We start from the raw sequence: 16,428 nt of genomic DNA, 5'->3' as shown, positions 1-16,428 counted from the left end.
GGGGCTTTCTCGTGTTGAGGTGACTACACCGCGATGCGGCGGCGATTGTGACGAGCGTGCAGTTCCCGCTCGGTCTCGGACATCCCGCCCCAGATCCCGTAGGGCTCGCTGACGTTGAGAGCGTGTGTACGGCATTGAGCGAGTACGGGGCAGCTGCGGCACATTTCCTTGGCTCGCATCTCGCGCTGTGCTCGTGCCCGGCCCCGCTCGCCGTCCGGGTGGAAGAACATGGACGAATCGACGCCACGGCACAGGCCGTGCATCTGCCAATCCCAAATGTCGGCGTTCGGCCCAGGGAGGTGATTCGGCTGCGGCATGGAAACTCCTAGGGTGGTGTGGCTTCTCGGATTCGTGATCCGAATGTCGACAACGTTATGTGGATCGACGAAATCGAGTCAATAGTTCTCTGTCGTGGGCAAATGCATAGTTATGGGGCAAAGAATTAACACGGGCGATATTTACTTCGACTCACCCGCATGCGTGTCCTTCCTGTTGAAGAATCCGCCGACACGCGAGACGATGAGAGTGCACAGGCTGTGCGGCTGCCGATGCGGTGCGCTCCGACGCAGACGTCCCGCGGCGGTTCGACGAGACTTCAGCTGGATCCGACCGGACCCTTGTTGTCGGTATTTCTGCTGATCACAGTAGTGTCGGTGGTGTCGAGAGCAGTCCGGATCAACACCTCGGGCTCGACGTCGGTTCCCTCGACCGAGCCCGCACGGAGTGTCCGAGACGATCGCGTGGATCGCGGGGCGACGTTCGAGTGGGCGCGGATTCGGCAGGCTGTGCGTCGTGAGCCGAATGTGCGATCGAGTGTGCCGATTAACCTATTCGCCACACAGCGTTCAGATTCTCGTCTTCGAATCGGCCCGTGTTCACATTGTTAATTCCTTGAAAACTGCTTTCTGCGCACAGGGAACGATGCGCCGATGCCCCTTTCGGTCCGATAGCGAATTCGCCCGACGTAATAACGTCGCCTCGAATCGGTAGGACTCGGGCGCGGTTCGGCGCAGGCTCAGGCCCTACCCTTGCGTCCGTGCCATCAGAGCAGAGCTCGCTGTTCACCGCGACGCAGTCCGAACTCTTCGACGCTGCCTTCGGCAGCAACCCCGGCCGATTTCCGCTCCCGGCCGCCACCGATTCGCGAGAGAGCTGGTTTCGCAGTGTCGCGTTGGCGGGCCAGGGTCGATACAGCGCCGCCGAAATCGAGCTTCGGAGGCATCGGCCCCGTGGCCCGGAACTTCGGTCGCTGCACGCCTCGACCAGAGCGTCGTGGCTGCGTCAGGTGGGCGAACACGAGCGAGCCCGCCGATTCGACGGCATGGCTGTCATTCTCGTCGGTCTCGTAGGGCCGTCGGAATCCGAGGACTCCGTTCAGGCCCGTAGCGATGCGCTGACCGGCCTGGCCGCAGATGCATTGGGAAGCGGACGGTTTCACCTCGCGGACACCCTCCTGGCCCGCAGTGCGGGCCAGCGACACGGCCACGTCGGTCGGGGATCGTGGCGCCCGGCACTGCGGGCGGCGTGGGTGGCGGCCGAGTTGGCGATGATGCGCGGCGACGGACCCGAGGCAGTCCGACACGCCGAGGCCGCTCGAGCTCTCGCCGACGATGCCGATTCGTTACGGCACATCGTCAAGACCGACCTGGTGGTTGCGGCCGCACTGAGCTGTGCCGGTGAGACCTCCCGTGCCCGTGAGTCGGCCGTCCAGGTGGCCTGTGCTGCGGAGATGGCAGGTCTGCTACCCCTGCGCTGGGCCGCCACGATGCTCTGCGAGGGAACAGGCGGGGTCGATGCCGGGATGATCGCCTCCGGCGACTTGGCTGCCGCCATCGATCGCCTGGGTGGTTCGACGGTCGGTTGACCAGGACCTGGGTCGGAGTCGGACCGATTGGTTCGGTTGTGACCGGGTGGTGTCGCTATCCTTGGTCTCGTTCCACCACCACGTGGAAGCGCTCCCAGGCGGGTGCGTACCTGTAACGCGGGGAAATTTGTCGACGATGAACAGTGCGGGTGAGGAGCTTGACTCTTTCGTCGTTGCCGCAGCGCAAGGCGATCGACTGGCTCTGTCCCGGGTCTTGGAGTTCATCCGACCACTCGTCGTTCGGTACTGCCGGGCACGGGTCGGTTCGGCCGAACGCGGTCAGCTTTCGGCCGACGACGTGGCGCAGGAGGTCTGTTTGGCAGTCATGACCGCCTTGCCGCGATACCAGGACCAAGGTCGTCCGTTCATGGCATTCGTGTACGGCATCGCGGCTCACAAGGTCGCCGACGCCCATCGCAGCGCCTCGCGTAACAAATCGGACCCGGCCGCCGAAGTACCAGATGTCGTGTCGATGGAGCACGGACCGGAGCAACGCGCTCTCGAATCCGAGTCGAGTCGACAGATGACTGCACTGCTGGACACCTTGCCCGCCAAGCACCGCGAGATTCTGGTGCTCCGACTGATAGTCGGGTTGTCGGCCGAGGAAACAGCAGCCGCCGTCGGCAGCACTGCAGGCGCTATCCGCGTGGCTCAGCACCGAGCTATCGCAAAACTGAAGAACGAAGTTGTGAGAGCAGGTGAAATGTATGGCTAGGGACAATGGTCACGGTGGCCCCGGTGAGACCCCGCGTCGCGGAATCTCGCGTATCGGTGAGCACGTGAACTCCACTGGACCGAAGCAGAACGATCCCTATGCCGACATCGGCGCAGACGGTGGTCCAGTGGACCTCGTCGCCGTACGTCGTGACGATGCGTTCATCGACGCGATCAGTGGTGACGGACCGATTGCCACCGATGACGCAGACGAGTACCAACTCGCCCTACTGTTGGCCAACTGGCGAGCAGACGTGGTCACGCCGGCGATGCCGTCCGGACCCTCCCTCGACGTGGTCGTCGCGTCGGTCGAACGCGAGAAGCTCGCCGCCGACATGGCTCGCTCGAGCTCGGCCAACCGCAGTGGACGGATGCGTTTGTTGCGTCCCATCGCCGGTGCCGCAGCCGCGATCGCCGTCGTGATGGGTGGCCTGGTGGTCATCTCGTACAACTCGACACCGGACGATCCGCTGTGGAGTGTCAAGTCGGTCGTCTTCTCCGAGCAGGCCGATTCGACCGTGGCGCAGATCGATACGACGTCCAAACTGCAGGAGGCGGAGAATCTTCTGTCCTCCGGGGACACCACTGCCGCTCGCGCACTGCTCGACGGTGCGTCGAACAGCAGTTCCGCTGTGCTCGACGACGCGCAGCGCGCCGAGCTCGATCAGTGGCTGGCGCGTCTGCTGCAGGAACTGCAGGCTCTGACGCTGCCCGCGCCCGTCCCGCCGCCTGCCGATGTGATCCCGGCTCCGGTGCCCAGCTCGGAGGTCGTGTTGCCACAGGCTCCGGTGGATCAGGTCGCACCCGACACCACGGGTGTGCCGATCACTCCGGCTCCGACGACGACACCCGTGGTTCCGCCCACCACGACGACCCCGAGTCCGACGACGACCACCGATGTCACGCCGACGGTGGTTCAGGAGCCCGATCAGCCGACAGCGACCGCTGGAGGCAGTTCGTCGGAGAACCGCGACCGCATGTCGGTTCCGTCCGGCGGCAGCTGACCGGGTTTCGATTCCCCACCGAACGACGAAGAAGCCCGACACGATGATCGTGTCGGGCTTCTTCGTGTGAAGATGCGGAAAGGGTCAGCTGTCGAATCCGTCGCCGTGCAACGCGTCGTTCATCGAAGCGTCGGCGAACCCGCGGCAGTAATCCCAGGTCACGTAGGCGTCGGGGACGGGGTCGTAGGCGGGCTCGTGCGGACGGACGGTTCCGTCGACCAGAAGCTGCAGAAGGTTCGCCCGCAACATGTCCCAGTCGTGGTAGTGGTCCTGCTGGCAGTCCTCGCAGCACACGACCAGTCCGCGGATGCCGCGGTGGCCGAGCAGTGCCTCGTAGACAGCCAGGTCCGCCAGGTCTTCCTCGACGGCCAGGCGCTCCTGAGGATCGAGAGGCTGGCCTGGCTCGATGGCGTCGAGGGCGGCCGACGGGTCGGCTGGGTCTCCGGCGAACGGATCCGGGGGTAGACCGGGAGGCAGTTGATCGCGCACGCCTCCACGGTACGCAGGACTTGTGGGTCTGCGCCAGCTGTTCGAATGCGACATGCCGGACGCGACCGCCGCCGACAATGCTGCGGACTGCGATTTCGGTGCTCGAAGCCACTCACAGCGGGAGGCATTCGCACTGGTTGTGCCCTAGCCGATACCATGGTTCACGGCGCTGAACAGATGAGTGCAAGTGCCGAAACTCCATCCGTTCTCCAACACCGCATTGCGGTGCGCCTGCGAGCTCTCACCGGCCGCACGCCGCGCCGAAGTGCAACCAGGCTCTAGGGAGGGCCAGATTCGTATGAGTAGTCCCGGAGCCCACGTCCGCACAGGCGGCGACGATCCCAACAAGGTCGCGATGCTCGGCCTCACGTTCGACGACGTCCTGCTGCTGCCGGCCGCTTCGGATCTGATTCCCAGCTCGGTCGACACCTCCAGCCAGATCACCCGCGAGATCCGCCTGCGGGTACCGCTGGTCAGCTCCGCCATGGACACCGTCACCGAGGCGCGGATGGCCATCGCCATGGCCCGCGCCGGCGGTATGGGCGTACTGCACCGCAACCTGTCGCTGCAGGATCAGGCGTCGCAGGTCGAGACGGTCAAGCGCTCGGAGGCCGGGATGGTCACCGACCCCGTCACCTGCAAGCCCACCGACTCGTTGGCCGAGGTCGACGCCATGTGTGCGCGCTTCCGGATCTCCGGTCTTCCCGTCACCGACGAGACCGGCGCGCTGGTCGGCATCATCACCAACCGCGACATGCGGTTCGAGGTCGATCAGAACCGCCGCGTCGCCGACGTCATGACCAAGGCACCGTTGATCACCGCGCAGGAGGGCGTCACCGCGGAAGCGGCGCTCGGTCTGCTGCGTCGCCACAAGATCGAGAAGCTGCCGATCGTGGACGGCAAGGGCGCGCTCACCGGCCTGATCACCGTGAAGGACTTCGTCAAGACCGAGCAGCACCCCGATGCCACCAAGGACCGTGACGGTCGCCTGCTGGTCGGTGCCGCGGTGGGCGTCGGGCAGGACGCCTGGGCTCGATCGATGGCTCTGACCGACGCCGGGGTGGACGTCATCATCGTCGACACCGCGCACGGCCACAATTCGCAGGTACTCGAGATGGTCAGCAAACTCAAGGCCGAGGTGGGCGACCGCGTACAGGTCGTCGGCGGCAACGTGGCCACCCGAGCGGGCGCACTCGCCCTCGTCGAGGCAGGTGCGGACGCGGTCAAGGTCGGCGTCGGGCCGGGATCGATCTGCACCACCCGCGTTGTCGCAGGCGTCGGCGCTCCGCAGATCACCGCCATCCTCGAAGCCGTCGCGGCGTGCAAGCCACACGGTGTGCCGGTCATCGCCGACGGCGGTCTGCAGTTCTCCGGCGACATCGCCAAGGCGCTCGCTGCGGGTGCGTCGACCGCCATGCTCGGATCGTTGCTGGCCGGAACCGCAGAGTCGCCGGGCGAGCTGATTCTGGTGGGCGGCAAGCAGTTCAAGAGCTACCGCGGCATGGGTTCGCTCGGCGCGATGCAGGGGCGAGGGGGAGCGAAGTCGTTCTCCAAGGACCGCTACTTCCAGGACGACGTGCTGGCCGAGGACAAATTGGTGCCCGAGGGCATCGAGGGTCGCGTCCCGTACCGCGGTCCGTTGACCCAGGTCATCCACCAGCTCACCGGTGGTCTGCGCGCTGCGATGGGGTACACCGGTTCCACCTCGATCGAGGACCTGCAGAAGGCTCAGTTCGTGCAGATCACTGCGGCCGGGCTCAAGGAGAGCCACCCGCACGACATCACGATGACCGCAGAGGCCCCGAACTACACCACCCGATAGTCGCCTCGGCCCTTCCTCGGCCGATTCGATTCGCTCTCGAAGTAGAAAGGTGCGCGCGTGCGCGACCTCGTTGAAATCGGCATGGGCAGAGAAGCCCGCCGCACCTACCAGCTGGACGACATCGACATCGTGCCGTCCCGTCGTACCCGGTCGTCGAAGGAGGTGTCGACGGCATGGCAGCTCGATGCGTACCGCTTCGACATTCCCGTTCTGGCGCATCCGACCGATGCTCTGGTCTCGCCCGAGTTCGCGATCGAGCTGGGTCGCCAGGGTGGGCTGGGTGTCATCAACGGTGAAGGACTGTGGGCGCGCCACGCGGACGTGCAGGCGAAGCTCGATCAGCTGATCCACATCGCCGAGACCGATCTCGATCCGGACGCACCTATCGCCTTCCTGCAGGAACTGCACGCGGCACCGCTTCGGCCGGATCTGCTGGCCGCGGCCGTCGGTCAGGTCCGTGACTCCGGGGTGACCGTCGCCGTTCGGGTGAGCCCGCAGAATGCTCGCTCGCTCACCCCCGCCCTGGTGGCGTCGGGTCTCGATCTGCTGGTCATCCAGGGCACGATCATCTCCGCCGAGCACGTGGCTCACGGTGAGGACGAGCCGCTGAACCTCAAGACCTTCATCGCGGAGCTGGATGTTCCCGTCATCGCAGGCGGCGTGAGCGATCACCGCACCGCGCTGCACCTGATGCGCACCGGCGCTGCAGGCGTCATCGTCGGTTACGGCTCGGTCGAAGGTGGCACGACCACCGGTGAGGTGCTCGGCATCGGCGTTCCGATGGCCACCGCCATCGCCGATGCGGCCGCGGCACGTCGGGACTACCTGGACGAAACCGGCGGGCGCTACGTGCACGTCATCGCCGACGGCGACATCACCACCTCCGGTGCCCTCGCCAAGGCCATCGCCTGCGGTGCCGATGCTGCGGTTCTCGGTGCTCCGCTTGCCGTTGCCGCGGAGGCTCCCGGCGGAGGTTGGTACTGGCCGTCGGCCGCGGCGCATCCGTCCATGCCGCGCGGGGCGCTGCTGCCGATGTCGGCGGGGGAGCGGCCGAGCCTGGATCAGGTGCTCAACGGACCGTCGCGTGAGTCGTACGGCTCGATCAACCTCGTCGGCGGGCTGCGTCGGTCGATGGCGAAGTCCGGGTACTCCGATCTCAAGGAATTCCAGAAGGTGGGCCTGAACGTCAGGGCTTGATCGACTCTGCTCCGACAGGGCGCGTACTCCTTTCACTCAGGGGTGCGCGCCCTTTCTGCTGCCATGTCGTCCACGTAAGCCGACCCTGTGTTGGTGATACCTCTCGTAACAGCTAGAATCGGTTGTGGCGGTAGTCACATGGGGGTGTGCATACTGTTCGACAGCATCGGATGTAGCGGAGGTCACCATGGGTTCAGCTGTTCGCGCAACGGATTACGACGTCTTGATCGTCGGTTCGGGCTTCGGCGGAAGCGTCACCGCGCTTCGGTTGGTGGAGAAGGGATACCGCGTCGGCATCCTGGAAGCCGGACAACGCTTCGAGGACAAGGACTTCGCGAAGAACAGCTGGGATCTCAAGCGCTTCCTGTGGGCACCGAAGCTCGGCCTCTACGGCATCCAGCGGGTGCACCTGCTGCGCGACTGCCTCATCCTCGCCGGTGCCGGAGTCGGCGGCGGTTCGCTGAACTACGCAAACACCCTCTACAAGCCCCAGGCACCGTTCTTCGAGGACAAGCAATGGGCGCACATCACCGACTGGAGCAGTGAGCTCTCCCCGTTCTACGACCAGGCCACCCGCATGCTCGGTGTCGTCCGCAACCCGCACATGACCCCCGCCGACGAGGTGATGAAGTCGGTCGCCGAGGACATGGGTGTCGCCGATACCTTCATCCAGACACCGGTGGGAGTGTTCTTCGGCGAAGAACCGGGCAAGACGGTCCCGGACCCGTACTTCGGCGGAGCAGGCCCCGAGCGCACCGGATGCATCGAATGCGGCGAGTGCATGACCGGTTGCCGCCACGGAGCCAAGAACACCCTGCTCAAGAACTACCTTGGCCTGGCCGAGCGCGCAGGAGCCGAGATCGTCCCGATGACGACCGTCACCGGTCTCGTTCCCCGATCCGACGGGACCTGGGACGTCGACACCGAACGAACCGGTGCCCGGCTGCGCAAGGGCCGCAAGACCTACAGTGCGGCCAATGTGGTTCTCGCTGCGGGCACCTGGGGTACGCAGAACCTGCTGCACAAGATGAAGGACACGGGTGCGCTGCCCCGTCTGTCGGACACGCTCGGGGAACTGACCCGCACCAACTCCGAGTCGATCGTCGGGGCCGCGAAGCTGGCGGTCGATCCGAACATGGACCTCACACACGGTGTGGCCATCACGTCCTCGTTCCACCCCAGTCCCAGCACACACATCGAACCGGTCCGGTACGGCAAGGGCTCGAACGCGATGGGCATGCTGCAGACACTGATGACCGACGGCGGCGGAAGGATCCCGCGGTGGCTCAAATTCGTGTTCGCGATGATCGCTCATCCGATTCAGTTCGTCCGCGTCGTCAACGTCCGGCACTGGAGCGAGCGCACCATCATCGCGCTCGTCATGCAGAACCTGGACAACTCGATCACCACGTTCACCAAGCGCGGAGCCTTCGGCCGCAAGATCTCGAGCAAGCAGGGGCACGGTGAGCCCAACCCGACGTGGATCCCGGAGGGCAACGACGCCACCCGACGCATCGCCAAGAAGATCGGTGGTGTGGCAGGCGGTACGTGGGGAGAGTTGTTCAACATTCCGCTCACGGCCCACTTCCTCGGTGGCTGCGCGATCGCCTCGGATCCCGAGCACGGCGTCATCGATCCGTACCATCGCGTCCACGGCTACCCGACGCTCAGTGTGGTCGACGGCGCTGCCGTATCGGCCAACCTCGGAGTCAACCCGTCGCTGACGATCAGCGCGCAGGCCGAGCGTTCGGCCGCGCTGTGGCCGAACAAGGGCGAGCTGGATCTCCGTCCGGCGCAGGGGTTGCCGTACCAGCGCCTCGATCCGATCGCCCCGAACTCCCCGGTCGTGCCGGTGGATGCTCCGGGTGGTCTGCGACTGCCGATCGTCGAGATCCGGTCGGGTTCGTCGGCGATGCCCGTCGAGCATTCGGGTGTTGCATGACCACTGCGGCAGTCCCACTAGACTGACCCGGTGACCGACTCCTCTGCACACGATCCCGCACACGCACGCCCGGTTCTCGTCGTCGATTTCGGCGCCCAGTACGCGCAGTTGATCGCCCGCCGTGTGCGCGAGGCCAATGTGTACTCCGAGGTGATCTCGCATACCGCCACTGCCGAGGAGATCGCGGCGAAGGACCCTGTCGCGCTCGTTCTGTCCGGCGGACCCTCCAGCGTCTACGCAGAGGGTGCGCCCGAGCTCGATTCCGCGCTCCTCGACCTCGGCATCCCCGTGTTCGGCATCTGCTACGGATTCCAGGCCATGGCCCAGGCCCTCGGCGGAACCGTCGAACACACCGGAACGCGGGAATACGGCCGCACCCAACTCAGCGTGGACGGCGGTCGTCTGCACGACGGTCTGCCCGCCACGCAGCCGGTCTGGATGAGTCACGGTGATGCCGTCACCGCGGCCCCGGAGGGCTTCACCGTCACCGCCACCAGCGCAGGCGCGCCGGTCGCTGCCTTCGAGAACGAGGGCAAGCGTATGGCGGGCGTGCAGTATCACCCCGAGGTTCTGCACTCCCCGCACGGGCAGCAGGTGCTCAGCCGATTCCTGCACGAGACGGCGGGTATTGCGCCGGACTGGACTGCAGCCAACATCGCCGACGCTCTGGTCGACGCCGTGCAGGAGCAGGTCGGCCCGACGGGCAAGGCCATCTGTGGCCTCTCGGGCGGCGTCGACTCCGCAGTGGCGGCGGCGCTGGTGCAGCGGGCGATCGGTGACCGTCTGACCTGTGTCTTCGTCGACCACGGACTACTGCGCGCCGGCGAGCGTGAGCAGGTGCAGCAGGATTTCGTCGCCGCGACGGGTGCCAAGTTGGTCACCGTCGATGCAGTCGACACCTTCCTCGGCGCACTCGAGGGTGTCTCGGACCCCGAGGAGAAGCGCAAGATCATCGGCCGCGAGTTCATCCGAAGCTTCGAAGGCGCGGTGGCCGAGGTGCTGGGCGAGAACGCCGAGCACGGCGACGCGGTCGAGTTTCTGGTGCAAGGCACGTTGTACCCGGATGTCGTCGAGTCCGGCGGCGGGTCCGGTACTGCCAACATCAAGAGCCACCACAATGTCGGCGGGCTGCCGGACGATCTGCAGTTCGCCCTGGTCGAGCCGCTTCGCGCACTGTTCAAGGACGAGGTGCGTGCCGTCGGACGAGAACTGGGATTGCCCGAGGACATCGTCGGCAGGCAGCCGTTCCCGGGACCCGGTCTGGCGATTCGCATCGTCGGTGAGATCACCCGCGACCGTCTGAACACGCTCCGTCACGCCGATTCGATTGTCCGAGAAGAACTTACGGTCGCAGGCTTGGATCAGCAGATCTGGCAGTGCCCGGTGGTGCTGTTGGCCGACGTACGCAGTGTCGGTGTGCAGGGCGACGGCCGAACCTACGGCCACCCGATCGTGCTGCGTCCGGTCTCGAGCGAGGACGCCATGACGGCGGACTGGACTCGTTTGCCCTACGACGTGCTCGAAACGATCTCGACTCGGGTGACCAACGAGGTTCCGGAGGTCAACCGAGTCGTTCTCGACGTCACGAGCAAGCCGCCGGGCACCATCGAGTGGGAGTAGCGGACTCAGCTCTTCTTGCTGGGGCCCAGCAGTAGCGCGAAGCCGACCACCACGGCGACGACGACGAACACCCAGCGGAACTGGACGTCGCCCAGTGCCGCTATCGCTCCCTGGCCGATGAGTGCTGCGACCGCGACGACCATGGTGGCCAGCCCGGCGAGCAGCAGCAGTGCCGAGGGGCCGCGTCGGCTCGAAGTGCGATTCTCGCCGGCGGGATCGTCGTAGTCGTGGCCGACACGGTCGGTCTCGTTCTTCTTCACCGGTTCCCCACTTGCAGTTCGCCGAGTGCCAGATCGCCGACGATCGTCAGTACCGGATCATCGCTGCTCGTTCCCGGGCCGAACCGTGTGTCGGTGGGGCACGAACCCAACGCCGCCTCGCACTGCACGATCACGTTCATCGAATCGGGCACTGTCACCGACGCACTGCCCAGCGCCACGTCGATCTCGACGGTGCGGTTCTCGGTGAGGGCGAGGCCCGTGAGGTCGAGGTCCAGTTCACCCATACCGACGTCGTAGGTGTCCGCGAGATCGGCAACGGCGGTCGGTGCGATGCGCTGGGTTCCCGACGCACTCTCGCCCATGTCCATCGGACCGACCGCTGAGGCCAGGACGACGAAGCCGGCCAGAGGTGCCGCGATCACCAGCAATCCGTAGCCCTTGCGGAGGAATGCGCCGACCACGAGTCCGACAGAGACGACGGCGAGAGCGACGGCTCCGACGCGGCCCGGCGAGGCCCAGTCGCCACCGGTTGCGGCACCGACCGCCGCGGTGATGCCGGCAGCGAGCAGGGCCAGGCCGAGAAAGCTTGCCGTCCACCGTGATCGACGCTTCCGTTCGATCGCCGCGGGCGGGAATGTCCCGGTCGGTTCGGGAAGATCCCAGGCGAACGGTGCCACCCCGAGCGGGTCCCACGACGGCGGAGTCACGGTGTGCATGTCGGTCGGCGTCTCGGTCGGCTTCTCGACGGGTGCGGTTGCCTTGCTCAGGTTCACGGTGTGCGCGTCTGTGCCGGTGTCGGAGCCGGCGGAAGAGTACTCGACAGTCTTCGGAGTCGGAACGTAGCTCTTCGGCAGAGTCGTGTACGGCGTGTATCGCTCGTACTGGAACTGCGGCGGACGATACTGCGCGGCCGTCCACTGTTCTGCCGACGTGTTGGAGCCGAAAGGCATGGGGGCGTAGCGGTTACGGGAGAACTCCGCCGTCCGCATGTACGGCGGCGGCTCCGGGCACCGTTGGTGCAGCAACCACAGTCCACCGAGCATCGCCACCAGAGAGATCAGCCCCGAACCTCCGAGTCCGACACCCACCGGGCCGATCGTCGACACCGCGATGACCAATGCCACCGCCACGACCACCATCTTGGTCGTCGAATCGGAGCTGTTGCCACGCCCGACGAGCGACTCCGCACCCGACGCCGTGTCACCGGCGCGGCTGAGCACCAGCCACGCCGCCAGATACAGCACGATGCCGGTACCGCCGAACAATGTGGAGACGACGAACGCGATCCGAATCAGAACGGGGTCGACGTCGTAGCGATAGCCGATACCGGCCGCAACACCCGCCACATGCCCGCGTTGCGGCAAGCGGTGCGGACGGGTGCGCCACATCTGCTGAAGTTGATCCGAGACGGTCACGTTGCTCATGCCAACCATCGTGTCCGCCACGACCACCGAACACATCAGGGATACCCCTGATCTTCGTCCCCGACATCGGGCCCACCTCGACAAAGCCACGAAAAACATCAGGGCGAACCCTGATGCGACCACCACCGCATCCGTGCCAGGATCGAGGGCGTGCACCCTGTCGACAATCCACCCGTCGACGCCGCCCGGAACACACCGTCCCCGGCAGGCGACGCGACGGCAACCCACACCACGTCAGCCGTGCCCGTCACCCCTGTTCAGCCCATTGCTCCTGCGGGCTCCGCTCCTGCTTTTCCTGTCGCTTCTGCAGGCTCCGCTCCTGCTTTTCCTGTCGCTTCTGCAGGCTCCGCTCCTGCCCCCTACCAACGCCGCGGCGGCGGACGCATCGTCGGCGGCGTGGCAGGCGGGCTCGCCGACCATCTCGGCGTCGACGTGTTCAAGGTTCGGGTGGCGTTCGCGCTGCTCGCCGCATCCGCCGGTGCCGGAATCGCCGCATACGGATTGATCTGGATGTTCACGCCCGCGGGCGAGGACACTGCGCATCCGAGTGCCGCCGAACGCCAGCGTGCGCTCGGGTTGGCTGCCATCGGACTCGGCCTCGCCGTCGGGCTCGCCTGGCTGCTCAGCGGTACCGCTGCATCGGTCATCGTGCCGGTCATCGTCGTGGTTATCGGTGCAGCCCTGGTCTGGCGTGAGTTCGACTCCGAGGGACCACGAACTGCTCTCGGCCTGCCCAAGCATCCGAGCGTGTTGAGTTGGGCGAGGGTCGTCGGCGGAGCGACGTTGATCGTGCTCGGCCTCGCCGTGGTGGTGCTCGCCCGCGTCGATCTGGCCGCGCTGCGCTCGTCACTGCTGGCGGTGGTGGTTACTCTCGTCGGCGTCGGCCTATTGACGGTTCCCATCTGGCTGCGCACCTGGCGCGCGCTCGGTGCCGAGCGGTCTGCACGCATCCGCAACGATGAACGCGAGGAAATCGCCTCGCACCTGCACGATTCGGTACTCCAGACTCTGGCCCTGATCCAGAAACAGTCCGATCAGCCGCACGAGGTGATGCGGTTGGCGCGCGGGCAGGAGCGCGAACTGCGCAAATGGCTGTTCGACGGCGGAGACACCGACAACTCCAGCTTGGCCGACGCACTCAAGACCATCTCCGGTGAGGTCGAGGATCAGCACGGAGTGACGGTTCGACCCATCACTGTCGGCGACGTGCACCTACTGCCCGACGACATCGAGTCGGGCCTATCCCGTGAGAGCTTCACCGCGCTGCTGGGTGCCACGCGAGAGGCTCTCGTCAATGCGGCCAAGCATTCCGGTGAGACCAATATCGATCTGTTCGCCGAAACCGAACCGGAACAGGTCAGCGTTTTCGTCCGCGATCGCGGTACCGGGTTCGACGAATCCGAGGTACCCGAGGATCGACAGGGACTGGCGAAGTCCATTCGGGGACGCATCGAGCGCCGCGGTGGCACGGTGCAGGTACGGTCGACCGTCGGCAAGGGAACCGAAGTGCGAATCTTCATGCCTCGCAACGGAGCCTCCGTCACCACCGAATCGTCCGAATCCACCCAGCAGGAGCAGTCGACGTGACCGAACCTTTCCGCGTTTTCCTCGTCGACGACCACGCGGTGTTCCGTTCCGGTGTGCGAGCCGAACTCGCTCGCGAGGCGGACATCGACGTCGTCGGGGAAGCCGGAGGCGTCTCCGAGGCGGTCTCGGGCATCGAATCGACGAAGCCGGACGTGGTGTTGCTCGACGTGCACATGCCCGACGGCGGCGGCGTCGCGGTGTTGAACCGCATCTCCGAGGGGCCGGTCTGTCTCGCCCTGAGTGTGTCCGACGCCGCCGAGGACGTCATCGCCGTCATCCGTGCCGGGGCGAGGGGGTACGTCACCAAAACGATCTCCGGCGCGGAGCTCGCCGACGGTGTTCGACGCGTCGCCGGGGGAGATGCCGTCTTCAGCCCCCGTCTGGCCGGGTTCGTCCTCGACTCGTTCACCGGTCGCAGCGCTGCCCCGGAGCCCCCGCTGGATCCGGAACTGGATTCGCTGACGCCCCGTGAACTGGAGGTGTTGCGGTTGTTGGCACGCGGGTACACCTATCGTGAGATCGCCGAGGATCTGTTCATCTCCGTCAAGACCGTCGAGACCCATGCCTCGAACGTTCTCCGAAAGACTCAGCAGTCCAACAGGAATGCGCTCACGCGATGGGCGCACAAGCGTCGAATCGACTAGGCACCCGACATCCGGGCACGGGATCACGCTTGACCTTCGACCAACCCGAAGCCTCAGGATTTCACCATGACAGATTCGGCGGAAGAATTCCTGACCATCGGTGCGTTCGCTCGCGCGAGCGGACTCACCCCAAGTGCCCTACGGTTCTACGACGACTGTGCGTTGCTCGTCCCGGCTTTCATCGACGCCAAGTCCGGCTATCGCTACTACTCCCGTGCACAGTTCGAGAGAGCGAACATCATTCGACAGTTGCGCGACATCGGCATGCCTGTCTTCATGGTCATTCCTGCAGGCTCCACTCCTTGCTGGACAAGGTGGCCTCCGCACTCGCCGGCGACGGAGCTGCAGCGGTCGACATCGTGGATCGGCACGTCGACGAGCTCGTCGCACGCGCGCGGGCAGCCGCCGAGGCCGCGATCTCGATCCGCCGATTGTTCGACGAAAGATATTGCACAGCAACGCTTTCTGCCGTCGAGTTCGCGTCGGCGGTCGAGCAGGTCGCGTCTGCAGCCGGAACGAGCGAGGAGTTTCCGGTGCTGCGGGGTGTGCTGGTCGAGGTGGACGGTGGCACGGTCACCCTCACCGCGACGGATCGGTATCGACTCACCACCCGAAGCCTCGTGGCACAGAGCTCACCCGGCGCAGCCTGGTCCCGTAGCGCATCGGTCGGCTCTCTCGGGACGCTACCCGCGTCGGGGAACTGTGTGCTGACGGCAACCGACGACGCGATGGTGTTCGAGTCCGAAGGCGTCCAGCACACTGTGGATCTGGTCGACGGCGACTTTCCCGACTGGCGCACGATCATCGACGGTCTGGCTCCGACCGCGACGAGGGTTGTGGTGCAACGAGATTTCGTTCCTCTCGACAGCGGTACGCTGCGGATCGACGCCGGCCAGGACGGCCTGACGGTCGAGGGTGTCGCGGTCCCCGCTCGGGTGACCGGTTCCGAGATGACGGTGTTCTTCGACGCGGCCGTCCTGCAGGCTGCGGTCGCATCGGCCGTCGGACCGGACCTGATGCTCGATATCGCCGCTCCTGACCGTCCGATGCTGGTGCGGTCGGCGGTCGACGGCGCTCTGACGACACTGGTGATGCCCGTTCTCGGCTGATCGACGGTCGGCGGTCGTTCGGAAGTCGGTGCAGAAGTATCGACTTTCGATGACTGGGTACTTGCTCCCACTCTCGATACCGTGAGGGTATGGACGACAAGATGCTCGGGGAGACGCCACCGGCGGTGCTGTGGTTCTCCCGCGGCGATCGGCTCTTCCTGATCGCCGGTGCCGTGATCATCGGGGGACTACTGGGGTTCGGGCTGCCCTATGTGGCTTCCTGGGGAGCGTCGCTCACCTGGATACCGTTTCAGGGTCCGCTGGAGTTGATCGCTTCGTGGTCGCAGTGGTGGGTGCGGTACGTCTGTATCGGGCTGGGAGTACTGCTCGGGCTGGCTCTGGTGGCGGCCGCGTTCTACGACACTGCACGGGTGGCGGTGTCGGAGGTGCAGGTACGTATCACCGAGAGAGGCGAAACCGCCACGATCTCGAAGTCCGAGGTCGGCACAGTCTTCGTGGACGGCAAGGAACTGGTTCTGCTCGACGGTGCCTCGCGTCAGCTGGTGCGGGTGCCGAGCGAGGAGAAGCGTGATGCCATCGAGGCGGCGTTCGAGAAGCGAGGTTGGTCGGTCGCGACCGGCGATCCCTATGCCGATCTCTATCGCCTGTGGGTACCCGAAACTCCCGGTCTGGCACCGGAAGTGAACGCGGTGCTCAAAGCCCGCGCGATGGCCCTGAAGAAGAAGGCCGCGTCCGATGCGCGCGAATTACGTACGGAACTGGACCGACTCGGCGTCGTGGTGCGAGACAAGAAGACGAGCCAGTACTGGCGTCCCCTGGTTCGATCGTGA

Annotated in this window: 15 protein-coding genes and 1 pseudogene; 12 read left to right on the top strand and 4 right to left on the bottom strand. The window is 65.7% G+C overall.

Features of this window, described 5'->3' with window-relative positions; translation table 11 throughout:
- Positions 1-23 precede the first annotated feature (23 nt).
- Positions 24-317, bottom strand: coding sequence for a WhiB family transcriptional regulator (locus tag CH274_RS17155; protein ID WP_027496361.1), 294 nt, complete (start codon positions 315-317; stop codon positions 24-26).
- A gap of 719 nt (positions 318-1,036) precedes the next feature.
- On the opposite strand from CH274_RS17155, the gene CH274_RS17145 reads away from it, so the two are divergent.
- The 3 genes from CH274_RS17145 (at position 1,037) to CH274_RS17135 (ending at position 3,582) form a co-directional block, all read left to right on the top strand.
- Positions 1,037-1,864, top strand: a complete 828-nt coding sequence (locus tag CH274_RS17145) for a hypothetical protein (RefSeq protein ID WP_052683727.1) — start codon at positions 1,037-1,039, stop codon at positions 1,862-1,864.
- A 136-nt stretch (positions 1,865-2,000) separates the two neighbouring features.
- Positions 2,001-2,579: a sigma-70 family RNA polymerase sigma factor gene (locus CH274_RS17140; RefSeq protein ID WP_032397500.1), complete on the top strand. Its 579-nt coding sequence runs from the start codon at positions 2,001-2,003 to the stop codon at positions 2,577-2,579.
- Positions 2,572-3,582, top strand: a complete 1,011-nt coding sequence (locus tag CH274_RS17135) for an anti-sigma-D factor RsdA (RefSeq protein WP_094645367.1) — start codon at positions 2,572-2,574, stop codon at positions 3,580-3,582. The genes CH274_RS17140 and CH274_RS17135 overlap by 8 nt, the downstream gene beginning before the upstream one ends.
- 84 nt (positions 3,583-3,666) lie before the next feature.
- Here the strand turns inward: CH274_RS17135 and CH274_RS17130 are convergent, their stop codons facing one another.
- Positions 3,667-4,071, bottom strand: a complete 405-nt coding sequence (locus CH274_RS17130) for a DUF5319 domain-containing protein (RefSeq protein ID WP_032378069.1) — start codon at positions 4,069-4,071, stop codon at positions 3,667-3,669.
- Positions 4,072-4,369: 298 nt separating this feature from the next.
- Between CH274_RS17130 and guaB the strand changes: the two genes are divergently transcribed.
- The 4 genes from guaB to guaA all read left to right on the top strand — a co-directional run bounded on the left by guaB (position 4,370) and on the right by guaA (position 10,652).
- A complete protein-coding gene (gene guaB, locus CH274_RS17125; protein ID WP_176459332.1) occupies positions 4,370-5,893 on the top strand; it encodes an IMP dehydrogenase in 1,524 nt (507 codons plus the stop codon).
- 57 nt (positions 5,894-5,950) lie between these two features.
- Positions 5,951-7,090, top strand: a complete 1,140-nt coding sequence (locus CH274_RS17120) for a GuaB3 family IMP dehydrogenase-related protein (RefSeq protein ID WP_032397499.1) — start codon at positions 5,951-5,953, stop codon at positions 7,088-7,090.
- 187 nt (positions 7,091-7,277) lie between these two features.
- On the top strand, positions 7,278-9,032 hold the full coding sequence (locus tag CH274_RS17115) for an FAD-dependent oxidoreductase (RefSeq protein ID WP_032397498.1): 1,755 nt from the start codon (positions 7,278-7,280) through the stop codon (positions 9,030-9,032).
- A gap of 30 nt (positions 9,033-9,062) precedes the next feature.
- Complete coding sequence (guaA, locus tag CH274_RS17110) at positions 9,063-10,652, top strand: glutamine-hydrolyzing GMP synthase (protein ID WP_032397497.1); 1,590 nt, start codon at positions 9,063-9,065, stop codon at positions 10,650-10,652.
- Positions 10,653-10,657: 5 nt separating this feature from the next.
- Here the strand turns inward: guaA and CH274_RS17105 are convergent, their stop codons facing one another.
- Both CH274_RS17105 and CH274_RS17100 read right to left on the bottom strand, forming a co-directional pair.
- On the bottom strand, positions 10,658-10,912 hold the full coding sequence (locus CH274_RS17105) for a hypothetical protein (RefSeq protein ID WP_094658296.1): 255 nt from the start codon (positions 10,910-10,912) through the stop codon (positions 10,658-10,660).
- Positions 10,909-12,297: a PspC domain-containing protein gene (locus CH274_RS17100; protein WP_256993618.1), complete on the bottom strand. Its 1,389-nt coding sequence runs from the start codon at positions 12,295-12,297 to the stop codon at positions 10,909-10,911. Before CH274_RS17100 ends, CH274_RS17105 begins: the two co-directional genes overlap by 4 nt.
- 264 nt (positions 12,298-12,561) lie before the next feature.
- Here CH274_RS17100 and CH274_RS17095 point away from each other — a divergent pair, with 264 nt between their 5' ends.
- From CH274_RS17095 to CH274_RS17075, 5 genes and pseudogenes are all read left to right on the top strand, one after another.
- Positions 12,562-13,884: a sensor histidine kinase gene (locus tag CH274_RS17095; protein WP_373453936.1), complete on the top strand. Its 1,323-nt coding sequence runs from the start codon at positions 12,562-12,564 to the stop codon at positions 13,882-13,884.
- Complete coding sequence (locus tag CH274_RS17090) at positions 13,881-14,528, top strand: response regulator (RefSeq protein ID WP_094658293.1); 648 nt, start codon at positions 13,881-13,883, stop codon at positions 14,526-14,528. Before CH274_RS17095 ends, CH274_RS17090 begins: the two co-directional genes overlap by 4 nt.
- A gap of 66 nt (positions 14,529-14,594) precedes the next feature.
- Positions 14,595-14,789, top strand: a pseudogene (locus CH274_RS30015) (MerR family transcriptional regulator); the annotation flags it as partial.
- A gap of 41 nt (positions 14,790-14,830) precedes the next feature.
- Positions 14,831-15,637, top strand: coding sequence for a hypothetical protein (locus CH274_RS17080; protein WP_094658292.1), 807 nt, complete (start codon positions 14,831-14,833; stop codon positions 15,635-15,637).
- An 89-nt stretch (positions 15,638-15,726) separates the two neighbouring features.
- Positions 15,727-16,428, top strand: coding sequence for a YqeB family protein (locus tag CH274_RS17075; protein ID WP_230596988.1), 702 nt, complete (start codon positions 15,727-15,729; stop codon positions 16,426-16,428).

This window comes from Rhodococcus sp. 06-418-5, from assembly GCF_002258285.1.
GTDB lineage: Bacteria > Actinomycetota > Actinomycetes > Mycobacteriales > Mycobacteriaceae > Rhodococcoides.
The sequence above is the reverse complement of the archived record's forward strand: the minus strand, read 5'-3'. Positions and strand labels throughout refer to the sequence as shown.

What these genes read in the sequence shown, in the direction of transcription:
- CH274_RS17155 (WP_027496361.1), bottom strand. Translation starts at nt 317, where the DNA reads ATGCCGCAGCCGAATCACCTCCCTGGGCCGAACGCCGACATTTGGGAT.
- guaB (WP_176459332.1), top strand. Translation starts at nt 4,370, where the DNA reads ATGAGTAGTCCCGGAGCCCACGTCCGCACAGGCGGCGACGATCCCAAC.
- CH274_RS17100 (WP_256993618.1), bottom strand. Translation starts at nt 12,297, where the DNA reads ATGAGCAACGTGACCGTCTCGGATCAACTTCAGCAGATGTGGCGCACC.
- CH274_RS17140 (WP_032397500.1), top strand. Translation starts at nt 2,001, where the DNA reads ATGAACAGTGCGGGTGAGGAGCTTGACTCTTTCGTCGTTGCCGCAGCG.
- CH274_RS17115 (WP_032397498.1), top strand. Translation starts at nt 7,278, where the DNA reads ATGGGTTCAGCTGTTCGCGCAACGGATTACGACGTCTTGATCGTCGGT.
- CH274_RS17075 (WP_230596988.1), top strand. Translation starts at nt 15,727, where the DNA reads ATGGACGACAAGATGCTCGGGGAGACGCCACCGGCGGTGCTGTGGTTC.
- CH274_RS17135 (WP_094645367.1), top strand. Translation starts at nt 2,572, where the DNA reads ATGGCTAGGGACAATGGTCACGGTGGCCCCGGTGAGACCCCGCGTCGC.